The organism is Saccharopolyspora sp. CA-218241 (assembly GCF_050954615.1).
GTDB lineage: Bacteria > Actinomycetota > Actinomycetes > Mycobacteriales > Pseudonocardiaceae > Saccharopolyspora > Saccharopolyspora cebuensis.
Window position 1 is genome coordinate 1 of record NZ_CP191859.1, and the last position, 14,709, is coordinate 14,709.

21 protein-coding genes and 1 pseudogene are annotated in these 14,709 nt (G+C 70.9%); 2 read left to right on the top strand and 20 right to left on the bottom strand.

The features are described 5' to 3' along the window. From ACQP0T_RS00005 to ACQP0T_RS00100, 20 genes and pseudogenes are all read right to left on the bottom strand, one after another. Positions 1–1,396 (bottom strand): tyrosine-type recombinase/integrase (locus ACQP0T_RS00005; RefSeq protein WP_433868443.1); only part of this gene is annotated, 1,396 nt, incomplete at its 3' end. Beyond that, positions 1,393–1,590, bottom strand: coding sequence for a helix-turn-helix transcriptional regulator (locus ACQP0T_RS00010; RefSeq protein WP_433868444.1), 198 nt, complete (start codon positions 1,588–1,590; stop codon positions 1,393–1,395). The genes ACQP0T_RS00005 and ACQP0T_RS00010, both read right to left, overlap by 4 nt. A gap of 12 nt (positions 1,591–1,602) precedes the next feature. Continuing rightward, positions 1,603–2,013: an RRQRL motif-containing zinc-binding protein gene (locus ACQP0T_RS00015; RefSeq protein ID WP_433868445.1), complete on the bottom strand. Its 411-nt coding sequence runs from the start codon at positions 2,011–2,013 to the stop codon at positions 1,603–1,605. Positions 2,014–2,321: 308 nt separating this feature from the next. Beyond that, a pseudogene (locus ACQP0T_RS00020) lies at positions 2,322–3,758 on the bottom strand (YfjI family protein). Between the two features lie 166 nt (positions 3,759–3,924). Continuing rightward, a complete protein-coding gene (locus ACQP0T_RS00025) occupies positions 3,925–4,578 on the bottom strand; it encodes a DNA methylase (RefSeq protein ID WP_433868446.1) in 654 nt (217 codons plus the stop codon). A 322-nt stretch (positions 4,579–4,900) separates the two neighbouring features. After that, positions 4,901–5,851: a bifunctional DNA primase/polymerase gene (locus ACQP0T_RS00030; RefSeq protein ID WP_433868447.1), complete on the bottom strand. Its 951-nt coding sequence runs from the start codon at positions 5,849–5,851 to the stop codon at positions 4,901–4,903. Further along, entirely contained in the window at positions 5,848–6,150 is a 303-nt protein-coding gene (locus ACQP0T_RS00035) for a hypothetical protein (protein ID WP_433868448.1), read from the bottom strand. The genes ACQP0T_RS00030 and ACQP0T_RS00035 overlap by 4 nt, the downstream gene beginning before the upstream one ends. Continuing rightward, positions 6,150–6,590: a diguanylate cyclase domain-containing protein gene (locus ACQP0T_RS00040; protein WP_433868463.1), complete on the bottom strand. Its 441-nt coding sequence runs from the start codon at positions 6,588–6,590 to the stop codon at positions 6,150–6,152. The genes ACQP0T_RS00035 and ACQP0T_RS00040 overlap by 1 nt, the downstream gene beginning before the upstream one ends. Then, on the bottom strand, positions 6,548–6,760 hold the full coding sequence (locus ACQP0T_RS00045; protein ID WP_433868449.1) for a hypothetical protein: 213 nt from the start codon (positions 6,758–6,760) through the stop codon (positions 6,548–6,550). Before ACQP0T_RS00045 ends, ACQP0T_RS00040 begins: the two co-directional genes overlap by 43 nt. Before the next feature lie 82 nt (positions 6,761–6,842). Further along, positions 6,843–7,247 carry a single-stranded DNA-binding protein gene (gene ssb, locus ACQP0T_RS00050; RefSeq protein WP_433868450.1) on the bottom strand — a complete coding sequence of 135 codons (405 nt, stop codon included), beginning with the start codon at positions 7,245–7,247 and terminating at the stop codon, positions 6,843–6,845. Between the two features lie 17 nt (positions 7,248–7,264). Beyond that, complete coding sequence (locus tag ACQP0T_RS00055) at positions 7,265–7,750, bottom strand: M50 family metallopeptidase (protein WP_433868451.1); 486 nt, start codon at positions 7,748–7,750, stop codon at positions 7,265–7,267. A gap of 34 nt (positions 7,751–7,784) precedes the next feature. Then, on the bottom strand, positions 7,785–8,564 hold the full coding sequence (locus tag ACQP0T_RS00060) for a hypothetical protein (RefSeq protein WP_433868452.1): 780 nt from the start codon (positions 8,562–8,564) through the stop codon (positions 7,785–7,787). Between the two features lie 28 nt (positions 8,565–8,592). After that, positions 8,593–8,943, bottom strand: a complete 351-nt coding sequence (locus ACQP0T_RS00065) for a Pycsar system effector family protein (protein ID WP_433868453.1) — start codon at positions 8,941–8,943, stop codon at positions 8,593–8,595. Between the two features lie 313 nt (positions 8,944–9,256). After that, positions 9,257–11,281, bottom strand: coding sequence for a hypothetical protein (locus tag ACQP0T_RS00070; RefSeq protein WP_433868454.1), 2,025 nt, complete (start codon positions 11,279–11,281; stop codon positions 9,257–9,259). 53 nt (positions 11,282–11,334) lie between these two features. Continuing rightward, the gene (locus ACQP0T_RS00075) at positions 11,335–11,688 is read right to left on the bottom strand and encodes a hypothetical protein (RefSeq protein ID WP_433868455.1); all 354 of its coding nucleotides are present in this window, start codon (positions 11,686–11,688) and stop codon (positions 11,335–11,337) included. A gap of 38 nt (positions 11,689–11,726) precedes the next feature. Then, complete coding sequence (locus tag ACQP0T_RS00080; RefSeq protein WP_433868456.1) at positions 11,727–12,017, bottom strand: hypothetical protein; 291 nt, start codon at positions 12,015–12,017, stop codon at positions 11,727–11,729. A 14-nt stretch (positions 12,018–12,031) separates the two neighbouring features. After that, positions 12,032–12,841: a hypothetical protein gene (locus tag ACQP0T_RS00085; protein ID WP_433868457.1), complete on the bottom strand. Its 810-nt coding sequence runs from the start codon at positions 12,839–12,841 to the stop codon at positions 12,032–12,034. Beyond that, entirely contained in the window at positions 12,838–13,104 is a 267-nt protein-coding gene (locus tag ACQP0T_RS00090) for a hypothetical protein (RefSeq protein WP_433868458.1), read from the bottom strand. Before ACQP0T_RS00090 ends, ACQP0T_RS00085 begins: the two co-directional genes overlap by 4 nt. Next, a complete protein-coding gene (locus ACQP0T_RS00095) occupies positions 13,104–13,490 on the bottom strand; it encodes a hypothetical protein (protein WP_433868459.1) in 387 nt (128 codons plus the stop codon). Before ACQP0T_RS00095 ends, ACQP0T_RS00090 begins: the two co-directional genes overlap by 1 nt. Continuing rightward, positions 13,487–13,930, bottom strand: coding sequence for a hypothetical protein (locus ACQP0T_RS00100; protein ID WP_433868460.1), 444 nt, complete (start codon positions 13,928–13,930; stop codon positions 13,487–13,489). The genes ACQP0T_RS00095 and ACQP0T_RS00100 overlap by 4 nt, the downstream gene beginning before the upstream one ends. A 148-nt stretch (positions 13,931–14,078) precedes the next feature. Between ACQP0T_RS00100 and ACQP0T_RS00105 the strand changes: the two genes are divergently transcribed. After that, the gene (locus tag ACQP0T_RS00105; protein ID WP_433868461.1) at positions 14,079–14,399 is read left to right on the top strand and encodes a helix-turn-helix domain-containing protein; all 321 of its coding nucleotides are present in this window, start codon (positions 14,079–14,081) and stop codon (positions 14,397–14,399) included. Between the two features lie 91 nt (positions 14,400–14,490). Beyond that, positions 14,491–14,709 (top strand): helix-turn-helix domain-containing protein (locus ACQP0T_RS00110; protein WP_433868462.1); only part of this gene is annotated, 219 nt, incomplete at its 3' end.

The window sequence follows — 14,709 nt, forward strand, 5'->3', positions numbered from 1 at the left end:
AGCCGTCTTGGTTGAGAGCTGCCTCGATCCGCTGCCGCGCGCTCGCCTCTTGGCCGACGAGCACCTTGGCGTAGATCTGGTGCAGGACGGCAACCGAGTGCCCGGCCCACTCCGCGACCTGGGTGGACTGCACACCACCACCCAGCCAGGTCGACACGCAGGCGTGCCGCAGGTCGTACGGCCGCTTGGCCAGGGGCGAGGCGTACTCCTCAGCCGTAAGCGCCGCCTTCCTCGCCTTGTCCCACACCCTCGCGGTTGTCGACTCCGCCAGGTCTCCGCCGGTGAGGCTCCGGAACAGCCGACCGTCCGGGGCCGTCGAGAAGCGGGCGAGGTGCGCGTGCAGCAGTCCGGTCAGCGGCGGTGGGCACGGTACGGGGCGCACCTCACCCGCGCCGCGCTGCTTGAGGTGGCGACGGTCCCGGCGCTGGCCCGAGTCGGTCCAGGCTGCTCCAGCGGTAGGGGCCGTGCCGGAGAGCAGCAGCTCGCCCCAGCCCTCCTCCGGGAGCTGGAGATCGGCTTTGCGCAGCATCGCGGCCTCCTCCGGCCGTAGACCTGCGTAGTACATCGCCGCGAAGTAGGCGACGAGGCCGGGCCCAGAGGAGCGCCGCGGCTCGCCTTCGACGAACTGGTCGCCCACTGCGGCGAGCAAGCGGCGAGCTTGACCAGGGTTGATTACCACACGCTTGTCGATCGCCTTCACTTCCTTCGGTGGTGTCCACTTCACTTGGGGCAGCAGGTTGCGGTCGAGCACGCGGAGCTCCACGGCGTACTCCAGCGCGTTGTGGAACACCGACCGCTTCCGGCCGAACGTCTTGGCGCTGGCAGGCTTCCCGTCCATCTTCGAAGCGAGCTGTTCGAGCACGCGGCGCAGCAGCTCCGGGTCTTCAAGCCGGGACACCTGGACGGTGTTCGCGGCGACCCACCGAAGTGCCTGCGCGACCTCGGGCGGCTTGTCCGCATCGCGCCGCTTCGTGTTGAACGCCCACCCGGTGAGGGCTTTCCGCAACACCTTCGGGTCTGGCCTGCCCCGGTCGCTGGCGAGCAGCAGCGGGGTCACGGTGGCGAGCGTGTCCGCGTTGCCGGCGCGTGACTTCGCGGCAGCGCGCGGCCACTTCAGGTCGATGTAGCGCTGGGCGAAGTCGAGCCAGCTCATCCGTTCGGTCTCCGCCGCCATCGAGACCGGAAGTCCGGGCTCGTCGATGAGGAACGCCTCGCCCCTGCTGGCCGCGCTGACGAGCTCCGAGCGGAAGCTCTCGGCGTGCGCGCGGGTCTTCCGCGACTCGTAATGCCGCTCCGGGCCGACCCGCCATTCCACGCCGTAGCTCGTCGCCTTCCCGGACTTGTTCTTTCTCGGCCGAACCGCCCAGACCCGAACGTCCGTGCTCGTCTTCCTCATGCGGCCTTGTCCTCCAGGTCGGTAAGCCAGTTCTCGAAGTCAGCGCGCTTGATGCGCAGGGAGCCGTTGGGCAGCCGGATGCACTTCGGGCTGCGGCCCTTGGCGCGCCAGTCGTCGAAGGTGCTGCGGGAGATGGCCATCTCCGCGCAGAACTCGGTGACGGTCATCCAGGTGCCGCTACGTCGCGTAGGCATGGGTCCTCCTGTTCAGGCGGCGCGGAGCTGGTTGCGGATCTCGTGGCAGTCGAGGCATTCGCCGTGCAGCGGGGCGGTGGCGGGGATGCGATAGCCGACGTCGCGTCGGCACGTGTCGCAGATGCGGTGGGCGCGGTTCATGGCGTCGACGGCGCGGAGCTGGGCAGGCGTGGGGGTCCGCTTCTCGCGAGCGCGGTGGCCGTCGTAGAGCCAGGCGCGGAGGGGTTCGGTAGGACGGCGCTTGCGGGGGCGCAGGCACTGGGCGACTGCGGGCTGTCCGCCGGGGCAGAGTCCGGCGTCGCGGAGCTGGCGGCGGGTGAACAAGTGCTCGGGGGCGCCCTTCCACGGGTAGGTGGGGACGGGGTGGTGTTCGGCGTGGGGGTCGTAGCAGTCGAGGTCGGTGCGGTAGCGCCGTTCGGGCATGAAGGGCTCCTGGTAGGTAAGCGGGTGCGGTGTGGCTGACAGAAATGACAGAAACGACAGAAACCCGAAGCGGGACCTGTTTGCGCTGGTATAAGCCTTGTGTCAGGCGCCGTGGCGGCGCTGACAGAAATCAGCGAAAAAGATGACAGAAATGGCCGGGCCCATCGGTGACGGCAGTGCGGGACGGCCGGGTGGGTTTGTGTCATGTTTTCCGCTGATTTCTGTCAGGCCGCTCGTGCAGCCGATGAGAACGGCCTGACCTGCGGTGACGTCGCGGTACCGGGGTTCTGTCATTTCTGTCGGTTCTGTCAGGGGCGGCGGTGCTGTGGGTGGGTCCAGTAGGTCGGGCTTTTCGGCCTGCCCCGGCCGGTGTGCGGTGGCTCGACGCGGGCGACGTGACCGTGCTCCTCCAGCAGCGCCAGCGGCGCGTTGAGGGAGGTGGCGGTGGGAAAGCGGCTCTGCATGGTGCGCTGGAGGTCCCGCTTGGTGAAGCTGGCCTCCCCGCGGCTGGTGATCCAGTGCAGGATCGCTCGGGCAGCTTCGACGGCCGGGTCGGCGCCCATGCGCTCGAACACGGCGAGGGCGTGCTGGGCGTAGTAGGCGGACAGCGCGCGGGCCGCGGTGGCGGTGCCGGCGGTGACCGGGTGCTCCCACGGGTCGGCGTGGTGGGTGGCGGCGTGCAGGAGCGCGGCCAGGCGGGCGGTCTGGCCGACCTGCTTGCCCGCCCAGTCGCCGATGTGGGCCCACTCGCCGCGCTGCGGGTGCAGCTTGGGCTCGATCTCGTCGTGCAGGTCGATGAGCACCTGGTTGGCCTCTGGGGTGAAGGCGAACACCGCGGGGTCGGTCCACTCGCACAGCCCGAGCACCAGCTCCCGCAGGCGCTCGTCGTAGGCGGCGGCGACCGGTTCGGGCACCGGGGCGGGTCGGCCAAGCGGGAGCCGATGGTGTTGCGCGGCAGGGAGAACAGGAACCGGGCCAGCAGGCCGGTTCCGCGGAACAGGGCGGTCTGGCCGAGCTCGTCGATGATCGCGGGCTGCACGGTGACCCCGAGGGTCAGCGCGGGGTTGTCGACGCGCTCCGGAGGGCGGCCCTTGCGGTCGACCAGCAGCAGATCCCCGCCGTGGCCCTTGAGGAACACGTTGAGGTTCGGTGAGCCGCTGTAGCGGCCGGCGAGGATGTCGAAGATGCCGCCCTCGGCGGACAGGACCGCGATCCGCCCGCCTTGGGCGGTCAGCAGCGAGGCGACTTCCTCGGGGTGATGTCGTCGACGATCAGGCGCGGCTCGGCCGGAACTGCTGCGTCGCGGGCTTCCAGCGCGGCGTCGAGCGCGTCGGCCAGGGCCGACTCCCGGTCGGCTCCCTCGGCGGAGAAGGCGACCTTCTGGGCCTTCTCCCGGGCGGACTCGGCGCTCATGTGCTCCAGGCGGGCCTGCTCGATCGCCGGGGCGGCGCGGTCGGCGAGGTGCCGCTCGGCGCGCAGCAGCGGGGCGGTCATCAGCCGGAAGACGGCGGTCTTGCGGCTGGCCGGGGCAGCGCGACCACGGTGTAGATGTTGACCGGCTCGTCCCAGCCCTGCCGCACCCGTGCCACCGCCCGCCCACCGACTGCGGTCGACAGCGCCGCCAACGCCACGCACCCGGCCAGGTCGGGCGGGGTCTGGGTCGCCTCCGCCACTGCGGCGACCTGCTCGGCCAACCACTCGGGCAGCGCTTCGACCGGGAACGGCGGCAACTCCCGGTTGCCCACCAGGGGGCGGGTGCCTCCCAGACCAACGAGTCGCTGCCCGGCTGCTCGTCGGGTTCGGGGACAGCGGCAAGGTGGTGCGCGGTCATGGACTCCTCCTTCCTGTCGTCGGCGGGGTGGATCGGGCGCTGGATGCGCCCGATCCCGGGCCCCTGGGGTAGTGGTCGGCTCACGCCACGAGCCCGAGCCGGGGCGTGAGCGCGCGCAAGAGCGCGCCGCCGATGTGATGGGTGTAGGCCGGTGGAATCGCTTCTCGAAGTCCGTCCCGGGTCATCCAGTCGATGCCCATAGCTTCCCGAGCCTGCTGTACTCCACTGAAGTTGCCGACGACGTGCATGAACTCCCCGGCTGCGGGCGGGCGTCCCATCTTCGTAAGCCGCGCCATGTGCTGAGGGTGCGGTGGCACCGGCAGCGGGAAGGTGGTCTCGAACAACCGGTGCCGGTACACGCGCAGCCCGGGAAACATCGCTCCGCACAGCAGGACTGGGTTCTCCAGCGGGGCACCTTCCACGTTTTCAATCACCCAAGGACGACCAGTGGTCACCAGCGCCTGGCGGGTAGCGCCCACCAGGTCCGGGTGCTCCCGACTTCGGATCCGCTGGGCCAGCGAGTACCGCTGACACGGCGGGGACGCGTGAACCGCGTCGAATCCACCGCCGTGGGCGGTAACGAACTCGATCGCATCGGCCTGATGGAACTCGAAGGGATAGTTCGGCTGGTCGACGATGTCGACGCCGACGACGTCGAACCCGGCGTCGGCGTAGCCGCGAGCAGCGCCTCCGGCGCAGCAGTACAGGTCCAGCAGGACCGGTCGCGCATTCACGCTGCCTCCCGGACAGGTGGGATGGTGGTTGAACGAACGAGCTGTTGGAAGCCGGGCGGCTGGTTGACGCGGGCGACTACCCGATCCGCGCTGACCTCGGTCTTCAGGAATTCGAGGTCGCCACCGCGGCAGGGATGCCAGTAGCGAACCCTGTACACCGCTCGTCCGTAGAAGAGGCGGGGTGCGAGTCCAGCGATCTGGCTGACTCCGGCGTAGCCGCCGTGCCCACCGCGTTTCGGGATGCAGCTGGCGTGGCAGGTCGGGCCGTAAGCAGCTGTGCGGTGGAAGGTGATCCAGTCGCCGCGGTGCAGCCGATTCCCGGTCATGCGGCCTCACCCCGGTCGTCCAGGCGGCGCGGGCGTCCGGCGGCGGCGCGGAAGGCGGAGTCGATCGTGGCGTCGATCGCCGGGGCGGTCCACGGGTCGTGCGGGCGGGACAGCGGCAGCCGGGACATGGTTGTGTGCAGCAGGTTCCGCACGGTGGTCTCCTCGACCGCTCCCCCGGCCACGAGCCGCCCCAGCGCGAGGGCAGCGATGTAGAGGCTGCGGTTCTGCTGCCCTGGTTTCGCCGCAGCCAGTCGCTCGGCCTCGTTCCGGAGCGCGGCCCGCACGTAGGCGGAGTGGCGCCCTGCGGCGATCTCATGGGGCGCTGAGATCGACGGAGACGGCCTGGGAGCCAGGCCCCGGACCAACCACCCCGGCAGATCGGCGGGTTCAGCGTCGTCGTAGAGCTCGTAACCGCCACCCGGAACCACCGATCCCGGTGCGACGACGTAGCCGCCGGCGGCGCGGGTGTCCACCAGCGGCCCCAGTTCCCCCGCCGTCGTCCGCACCCGCCCCGGGGCGCGGAAGTACCGGTGAATGCCGCCGCTGGGGGTGGTGACGGTGTAGGTCTCCGGCAACGGCTCTCCGGCCCGTCGGGCCAGCACGGTCAGGACTTCCTCACCGGTGGTGATCCCCAGCGTGTTCCAGCCGTCCGGCATCTTCGTGTCCGGCTTGGGCTGGTCGCAGTCCAGCACCACCAGGCCCGATGGCCCGCAGGCCAGCCCGATGTTGAACGGCGCCTGCGCCCAGCAGCGGGTGATCCGGCCTGAGTCGCTGGTCGCTCGCTGCTCCCACCCCTGGTGCCCACCGCGGCACACACCCGTGCCGGGGCAACCGTGGTGCCCGTGCAGGGCGGGCCGCTTGGTGCCCGGCCGCAGTGGGAACACCCGCCACCCCTGCTTGGCCAGGCACAGCGCCCACGCCCGGAGCTGCTCGACCGCGGTACTCACTGCACACCCCGCAGGATCTCCAGCAGCTCCGCGTGGCGGCTGATGCGGTCCGCGACGTACAGCTCCGCGTCGATGGCAGCCCTGATGAGGGGGCCGGTTTCCACCGACCGGACGAGCGAGCGGTAGGCGTCCCACAGAGCGCACTGGGCGTCGTGGAGGGCCTGCCACTCGGCGATCCCGGAAGACCGCGCCGGGTCGATGCTGAGCTGCGACACCGCCACGCTCTGTGCGAGCTGCGCCCGCTCCAGAGCATCGAGAACCCGGGTGGGGATGGTGATGGTCGTAGTGGGCTCGGTCATCAGGCGGCCTCCCTCGGCAGGTCCCGCAGCCGGGTCGCGGCCGGGGTGATGGGCAGGGCAGTGAGGTGGCGGGCGCGCTTGTCGCCGTACATTCGGCCGTCGGCCCACCCGAGCAGGGCGGACAGGGTGGTGGCCGTGGCGGTGTCGACGGCGGCGCCGACCGACACCGAGGTCTCCAGCAGCAGCCCGTCGCAGGTGTGGGTGCGGGCCAGCGCGGTGCGGAACTCCCGTGCGCGGGCTTCGGCGTCGCGGACCTCGGGCAGGTGCGGGAGCAGCACGGCAAACTCGTCGCCCTGCAACCGGATCGGCACCTCAGCGTCGCGACAGCAGCCGGCGAGGTCGGCGGCGACGGCGCGCAGGGCCAGGTCGCCGGTGCGGTGACCGTGGCGGTCGTTGATCAGCTTGAACCGGTCGACGTCGCACAGCAGCAGCCCGACCAGTCCCCGCGCCCGGCGCGGCGCTGGGCGCGAGCGAAGGCGCGGTGCAGCGCGGCGCGGTTGCCCAGGCCGGTCAGCGGGTCGGTGTGCAGGCGCCGGTGCAGCGTGCGGGCGTAGAGAGCTGCGGCGGTCCCTCCAGCGGTGGTTGCCGCCAGAGCGAGGTTTGCGATCATGGGTCTCACCTCCGGTGAGGGGGTAGGGGCCCCGCCCAGTTGCTTGTCAGGGCGTGTGGGCGGGGCGCCGCTTCAGGTCAGGTCAGAAGGGCGGTTCGTCGCCGGTGGTGGCCGGGGCGGTGCGCTTGGCCTTGACCGGCTTGGCGGTGGCGAAGCGCAGCGACGGGCCGATTTCGGTGATGGCCAGCTCCAGGACGCTGCGCTTGTCGCCCTGTTCGGTCTCCCACGAGCGCTGCCGCAGCAGCCCGGTGGCCAGCACCCGGTCGCCGCGGCTGATGCTCTCGGCGATGTGCTCGGCCAGGTGCCGCCAGGCGCTGGCTCGCAGGAACGTGGTGGCGCCGTCGACCCACTCGCCGCGGTCGCGGTCGTAGCGGCGTGAGTTCGACGCCAGCGTCAGGTTCACCACCGCATCCCCGGTTTCCAGGTACTTGATCTCCGGGTCGGCGGTCGCGGTCCCGGCGACGGTGACCTCGGGCAGTCCGTTCATCGCGTGGCTCCTGTTCGTCAGTAGGTGAGGTGCTTGGCGCGGGCCAGACGCGTGGCCAGGCGCTGGAGTCGGGGCCAGTGCCGGCGGAGCAGGATGCGGGCGTGGGTGCGGGCGGCGGCTTCGGTGAGCGCGGCGGGGTGGCGGCGCCGCATCTGGTGGAACAGGTCGAGGTCGTGGCGGCACCCGGCACGGGTCAGGTCCAGGGCGGAGCCGTGGTCGCGGAAGCCGAAGAGGTTGCGGTGGCCCTCGCGCTCGGTGGCCCACCGGGCTTGAGCTTCGTGTCCGGCCACGGAGACCAGCAGGTAGCCGTTGATCTCCTCGGGGTCGGTGGTGCGCTCGTTGATGTCGATGCTGGCCATCCCGGCGACCCCGCCGTTCTCGCTCCAGAGCCGCAGGGACCGGACGGGGAACCCGCGGAGGCTGGCCACCACTGCGTGCCCGGCCTCGTGGGCTGCGGCTGACAGCCACTCGCTGCTGGCGATGAGGCTCTTCTGCTGCTTCATCGGTGAGTCCTTTTCCTCAGTGGCTTCGGAGGGCTCAGGTGTGCAGCGACTGGTACGCGGTGGAGCAGGCGGGACAGAGCAGGCGGCGGTCGTCGAGCTGCCGCCAGCCCAAGTCGGCGGCGTAGACGACGAGCTGGTCACGGTCGGCGGTAGACACCTGCGCGACGCCCTCGTCGCTTTCCAGGACCACGCCGCAGTCGTAGCGGCAGCACCGCAGCCGCCACTCGTGGTCGTTTTCTCGGGAGATGGTGATGTCGGCGAAGGCGCCGCCCAGGCCCTCGTAGCTGCCGAGCTCCACCGCCGTCGCTTCGGCGTCGCCGTAGTTCGAGCAGAACACGCCGCCGACGGGCTCTCCGGTGAGGTCGGTCAGCGTGACGTGCCAGGACGGTGGCTGGACCATCCAGCTCGTCTCCGTGGTGTTCAGCGGACACCCGTAGGCGGCGGCAGCGGTAACACGGGTGCCCAGCGCGTACGCCTCCTCCTGAAGACCCGGCGTGGCCCGGAGGACCTCAGCGGGCAGGGTCCAGTCGAAATGCGCGAGCAGCGCCGCGGCTTCGCGCAGCGGCCCGAGGTTCACCGGCGTGAACAGCGGGAGGACGCACCGGCCGGAGCCGGTGTGCACCAGATTCCACCCACCGGTGAATCGCCAAGCCCCGTCGGCCAGGTCTTTGCGGAGCTGTGGAGAGATGCCCAGTCCCGGGATCGCGTGCTCTACCACCGTCACCACGGGATCGGAGCCGTTGCTGGCCGTGGCAGCGGGTCTCGTGTGCGGCGCCGGGCACTTGAGCGTCGTGGCGCTGTCGTGCTGGTCCATGAGCGTGTCCTTCCTCCTGTGGGGGCGGTCAGGCGGCGATGAGGGCCAAGGCGGCGATGGGCAGGGCGGTGAGCAGCAGGGCGACGGCCCCGGCGATGCGGCGGTACTTGGCCACCGCCAGCGCGGAGAGCACGGCGAGGTGTTCGGCTTCGTGCTGGGTGTCCTTGGCCAGGCGGCGGTCGAAGTCCTCGACGAGCGCTGCGGCGTCGCCGGTGAACAGCGCCCAGCGCAGGAATCCGGTGTGCGCAGAGCCGAGGTAGGGGCGGATGGTCCACAGCAGCAGCACGACCGCGGCGGTGGCGGGGATGGCGGCGAGGTAGAGCAGCACCAGGCCGGGCACGGACACGTTGGTGCGGGTCAGGGCGATGATCCCGGCCAAGGCGGCGCCGAAGAACGCCAGCAGGCTGGTGGCCTTGCCATCGGCCCGCTGGAGGTCGGTCTGGACGCTGGCCTTGGCGGTGGCGATGCGCTCCGGGATCGGGTCGTGGTCGCCGGTGAGCTTCTGGGGATGTACACGGTCGCTCCGTTCCTCATTTTGACTACTCTCCGTATCGTCAGACGGGCGTGTCGGGTCGCGTCAGGAATGCGGCAGGAAGATCAACTAGCCGGTTTCGCGCGCGCACGCGCGTGCGTGCGCGTTGGGGCGGGGTGTGGGCTACGTCTGGCGTCTGACGTCAGGCGCACCGCACGTGTCACGCTGCGTATCGACCGGGGGTGTCCGTGTGGGAGGCGGCCACGCGGTAGATGGTGGCGCGGTCGTCCTGTCCGGCCCGGATCAGCACGCCCTGGTCGGCGAGCTTGTCGAGCTCGCCGGAGACCCAGGAGCGGCCCCGGCCGTAGGTGGTCTCCGGGTCGCCGAAGTCCCGGACGGTGAACTGGGTGGTGCCCGCGGCGGCGAGCTCGTCGATGCGGCGGCGCAGCAGGGCCAGGGCCTCCCTGCGGGTGGGCCTGCTCTCGGAGAAGGTCAGGGCCACGGTGTCCTGAGGAAGCTCTTGCTCGTCGTCGATCTCCAGTTCCGGGTCGAGCGGTTCGGGGAGCTCGACGAGTTTGTCGTCGAAGTCGAGGGCGTCTTCGGGGTCGATGTCTTCCAGGGACTCGAAGTCGGCGGTGGGCTCGATGCCGTCGGCGCCGGCGACCATGGTGGGCGCGTCGGTGGCCGGGGCAGTCAGGTCGAGGTGCCTGGCGTCGATCTCGTGGACGTCCGGGCGGATGTCGGCGTGCTCGTCGATGGCGGTCCGCAGCTCGTCGTCGGTGTAGGCAAAGGTCCGGCCCGGGGTGGTGTAGCGGTCCTCCTCGATGCCGGGGCCTTCGAGGTAGTTGCAGCCGGGGCGCCGGTTGCGCCACCGGTCCGGTCGCGCTCCGGATTCGATGGTGTCCTCGGAGAGCAGGAACGCGGCGTCCTCCAGCTCTCCGACCCCGAAGCACCACACCCCGCCGAGCTGGGACCGCACGTCGGTGGGCATGTTGCGGAAGCTGGCCTTCTGCAAGGAGAACACCAGCGAGATCCCCGCCGAGCGGGCCTCCTGCGCCAGGCGGATCGCCGTCTTGGCGTCCTCCAGCACCCGCGGCGCCTCCTCCACCCACACCACCAGGTAGGGCAGCCCGTGCTCGGTGAACGCCTCGGGCACCCACTGGTCGTAGCCCCACCGGCCGAGCTGGGAGGCCCGGTCGGTGACCAGCGCAGGCAGCCGCTTCATGGACTTGCGGCACTCCCGCTCACCGGTCACGACCTTGTACGGCGCGTCACCGAGGAACCCGACCGTCTGGTCGCCCTTCGACGGGTCGAGCACGACAAGCCCGGCGTCGTAGCGGGTCAGGACCTCCGTCCACGTTCCCTTGGCGCCGTGGGACTTGCCGGAGCCGTTCATGCCCATCACGCCGTAGTGCGTGGCGTTGCGGCTCGAAGCCTTGTCCCCGGGCAGGTAGAGCCGCTGCGGTTCGGTGTCCTCGTAGAGCCCCACCACCAACGGCTCCGTGATCGACCCGCCCGGCGCCGACGGCCCCGGCCACGCCGAGGGCGCCTTGAGCACGTCCTGCGGCACGATCGTCATCGTCGCCTTCGACACGTCGTCCGGGTTCTCGGTGACCCGCACCGCGCCCTTGCCCAGCCCGAACCACGCGGCGATGCGCCCGGTGGCCTTCTGCACGTCGCTCACCTCCATCTCCCCCGGCGGGAGCTGCAACCGGGTGGTGACCCGGTTCGGCTCCACCGTGGAGCCCAGCGGCTTCACCCCCGCGAGCTTGACCTGCTCGAACAGCCGGTCACCGGACTCGGAGTCCCCGCCCCGCCGCAGGGCTTTGTGGATGCTCCAGCTCAGCGCCACTCCGGCGCCGCCGACCGCCCACAGCTCCAGCAGCGGGCTCGCCGCCGGGCCCGCGATCGTGCCGGCGGTCATCCACGCGGCTGTGATGCCGCTGGTGGCGGTGGCGAACCGGCGCGTCATCACCGCCCGCGCCCGGGAGCACTGCCACGTCACCGCCGTGAGCCCTACCCCCAGCAGCGACAACCCCGCCGATGCCCACGGCGCCGTCGCCGGGTCGGTCGCCAGCCACTCGTGCGCGCCCCAGGTCACCGGCCACGTCGCCAGGTACCCCGCCCACTCCGGCGCGAACGGCGCCAGCCGCGACGCCCAGTGCTTGCGCGGGGTGTAGTAGCCGAACCCCTGCTCGCTCCCGGCGACCGAAAGGTCACCGTCCCGATTCCGCTTGCCAGCCATGTCACGCTCTCCTCTCCCGGTGGCCTTCCGATCCCCGAACCGTCAGCGCCTGGTCACTCGTCGAACTCGAACCGCCGACCGGCGCCCCGCTTCCGCGCCGCAGCGACCTCCGGGTTGAAGTGCTTCAGGAACGCCATGTAGGTCGCCACCGACGACTTCGACGCCACCTCGACCGCCGCTGCCGCCTGCTTGAGCTGGCGGGAGACCAACTTCGCCCGCACCCTCGAGTCCAATCCGCCCAACTTCGGGTCGGTCGACTTCACGTACCGCAGGGCCGCCTCCAGCTCCTCGGCCGAGACGTGCAGCTCCGAGTAGAGGGGGCGGAACTTCTCCCGCGCACGCTCGCAGTAAGCCCGGATCGACGACGACGAAACGAACTCCGGCGGGCCCAGAATCTCGTTGCTCATGGTGCGAATCCCTTCCCGTGTGACTACTTCGGATTTCCTCAGGCGGTACGCGAGGCGCGGGCGGAGGTCCGCGCCATCCGGATGTAGATCCCGGCGATCTCGCACTCCTCGCCGCTGATCGGGTAGGCACCGCTGGGGCGCTTCGACAGCACCCGGAACGCCCTGCCGAGGTACTCCTGGTGGGCTTCGGGGTCCACCGCTGCTGCGGCGAGGTCTTCGGCGACGCTGGCCTGCCGCACGAACTCCCTCTGAACCGCGCGAGAGCGCCCCTCCGCGATGGCGAGCAACTTGGCGGCCAGCTCGAGTCCGTCCTGCGTGGTGATGGTCACGATCGGTGCTCCTTTCAGGCGGCGATCTGATGGGTGTCAGCGGCCATGCGGGCGCGGGCGGCGTCCAGCGCGGCACGGGCGGTCTCGTAGCGGACCCCGAGCCGCCGGGGCGCTTCCCGGTAGGCCAGTCCGCGCTTCCCTCCGGTCTCGGTGAGGCGCTTGCGCTCCAGCCGCTCCGCCCGGTCGATCAGGTCGATCGGCAGCGGATCGGGGGCCGGTTCGGAAGCGGCTGTGAGCGCTTCCCGCTCCCCGCTCCCTGCTTCGACCACGTGCAGCGGCGTGCGGTCGGGATCGGGTTCCTGATCTGCGGCGGGAGCGCTTTCCGGGGCGCTCACGGCCGCTTCCCGGGCGGGTTCCGCAGCGGCTCGCATCGGTGCCTCAGCAGTCCGCTCAGGCGTGGCCGGGGCAGTGGGGGCGACGGCGACGGCGGGAGCGCTCCCCGCCTCGGTGGTGGCTGCTCCCCGGCGTTCGGCGAGTACCAGCGCAACCAGGTGCGAGAGCACCCACGCCAGCACCACCGGACCGGCACCGACGACCACCGCAGCCGGAGCGGGCAGCGTTCCGGCTCGCAGCGCGTCCCAGGTGTTGAGTCCGAGCCCGGTACCGCCGGCCAGCAGCAGCACCGCCCACGCCCACCGCCGGGTCTTGGTCTGGGTGGCGCTGGTGACCTCGTGCAGCGCGAGCAGCGTCGCCAGGTCGTTGGTCAACGCGAACACCACCGCCAGCTCCGCACCCAGGTGCGGGGTGACCGCGTGCTTCTGCCCGGCGAACGACAACGCCAGAGCCCCGAGCATCACCGCGAACAGCAGGCCCTTGCGGATCATCGGCGACCACCCCGCGCTCCAGCACGGACGTGCACGGTGCCGCGGCCCAGCGACCGCAGCTCACCGAGCACCTGCACCCACCACAGCCGGACCATCACCGCGGCCCACACACCGGCCAGCGCAGCGAGCCAGAGCATCCAATCCACCCCGAGCCAGGCCACCCAGACCGCGACCGCACCCGCCAGCACCGGCAACAGCAGCAGCTTGACCAGCCGGTACAACGCCCGGAACGGCAACGTCGCCACTCGCACGGCAGCCGCCATCACCAACCACCCCCAACCCGGCTCTCGTCCTGCTTCAGCCAGGTCATCGCCCAGCGCTCCAGCTCGTCGTGGCCGCTGCGCCACCCGATGCCCGGATCGCCTTCGAAGTCGAGCGCCGCGCGGACCGCGGTGGCCATGTCGACCAGGTACAGCGGCAGGTGGATGCAGAGCTCGTCGTTGAACGCCATCCACCGGTCGAGCCGAACCCGGATCGAGTTGGTGTCCTCGTCGGGCTCGATCAGCGGACGCACCATCACCGAGTGGGTCACCGGCTGAGCGGGGATCGAGAGCGTGTAAGCCACATCCCGCACCGTCTGCGTCGTCTGCGGGATCCGTACCCCGATCGCAGTCACGCGGGCCGTCGAGAGGTTGATGTGCACGCTCATGCCGCCTCACCACCGGCGATCACCGCGAACCGGCGCCGCATCGGCACCACCTGCGCCGCGCGGGACTCCGCGCGCACCGTGTGCGCCACCGCCCGCCGCTGCTGCAACCGCACCAGTACCGCGTCCCGCTCCCGCCGCGCCCGGTCCAGCCGCGCCATCGCCACCTCGTCGGAGTGGCCCGCGTCCTCAGCGGCCAGCACCGCCGACTCCGCATCGACCACCCGGACCTCGGCCTCGACCACCTCCGGGTGGTCCGCCAGCTCGTGCTGCTCGCCGATCTCGCCGATCTCGCCGAGCACCCGCGCCTCCGGCTCGTCGTCGTCGTCGGCCGGACCCCCGCTGAGCGCCTGCCGCACCCGCAGGGAGAAGTAGTCGGGGTCCGCTTCGAAGCGGATGGCTGCCAGGTCGGACATCTGCCCGACGCTCAGAAACTCACTCACCTGAACTCCTCACTTCCAACGTGGTAGCGTTGATATTGGACCTACTTCGAACCTGATGTCAACTCCACGGAGCTGATCGCTCATCTGGACCACGGGGGCGCGACCCGGCTACACTCCTGAACCAAGCCCGATATCGAGTGGAGAGCGCATGGACCGCGATCAGGACTGGAAAGCCGTTGCGACCGCGATCTCGCGGCGCATGGAGGAACTCGGGTTGCGTCAGCGCGACGTCGCAGACAAGGCGGACGTCGGGCTCTCGACCGTCCAGGAGCTCGCGGGCAACTGGAAACCCCGCCGACGCAACCCGAAGACGCTCGCGGCCATCTCCGTTGCCCTCGGATGGCCCGCCGGGAAGCTCTCGGCGATCGCCAAGGGCACCCCGGAGGACATCGCCGAGACGCTTGAGGACCGGGTGGCAGCCCTTGAGGACAAGCTCGCCGAAGTGGTCCGTCGCCTCGACCGGAAGTGACTCTCGTTCTCGCACAACAGAAACCGTATGTGCAGGTCAGAGCGTTTTGGACTGACCGCGAGTACGGGTTTGAAGGGAGGTTGACCGACCAATGCCCTCACGAGCGGACCCAGGACTTACCGGCAGTCAGTCCCCCGTCGCCGGACGGGTCGCCGGGGCCGTCCTCGCGGCCATCCGGGCCCAGGCGGGACTCACCCAGCAAGGGCTCTCCGAAGCGATGCAGGTGTCGCTCGCGACCGTGCAGGGCTGGGAGTCCGGTCGCCGCCCGCTCTTGAACCTGCCGGTGAGCCGCTTCGCCAAGCTGCGGCGC